A 641-nucleotide genomic window follows, 5' to 3' on the forward strand; every position below is an offset into this window, starting at 1 on the left:
GACATTGAAGGGGCCGCGCACCCGGTTCAGCGCGTCGATCACCTCCGCCGGGCCGAAGGCCCAGCCGATGCGCAGCCCGGCCAGACCATGGATCTTGGAGAAGGTGCGCGTCATCAGCACGTTGGGCAGGCTGGCCGCCATCTCCAGGCCCGAGCTGTAGTCATTGGCCCGGACATATTCGGTGTAGGCGGCGTCGATCACCAGCAGCACGTGCGGCGGCAGGCCGGCGCGCAGCCGGGCCATTTCGTCATGCGGAATATAGGTGCCGGTGGGATTGTTCGGATTGGCGACGAACACCACTTTCGTCCGCTCCGTCACGGCGGCGAGCAGGGCGTCGACATCGGTGGTGTAATCCCGCTCCGGCGCGACCACCGGCGTTCCGCCGGCGGCGGTGATGGCGATCTTGTAGACAAGGAAGCCGTGCTGGCTGAACAGGCCCTCATCGCCCGGGCCGATATAGGTGTGGGCGATCAGGTTGAGCAACTCGTCGGAGCCGGCGCCGCAGATGATGCGGCTGGCGTCGAGGCCATAGCGGGCGCCGATGGCGGCGCGCAGGCGCGTCGCGGCGCCGTCGGGATAGGCTTCCAGATGGTCCGCGGCGTTCCGGTAAGCTGCGATGGCGTGGGGGCTGGGGCCCAGCG

At 68.5% G+C, this 641-nt stretch carries 1 protein-coding gene; it reads right to left on the bottom strand.

From position 1 onward, the window contains the following. Nucleotides 1-641 (bottom strand): pyridoxal phosphate-dependent aminotransferase (locus AC4FS3_RS28955; protein WP_491023411.1); only part of this gene is annotated, 641 nt, incomplete at both ends.

Source organism: Pseudogemmobacter sp. TB195, from assembly GCF_058313095.1.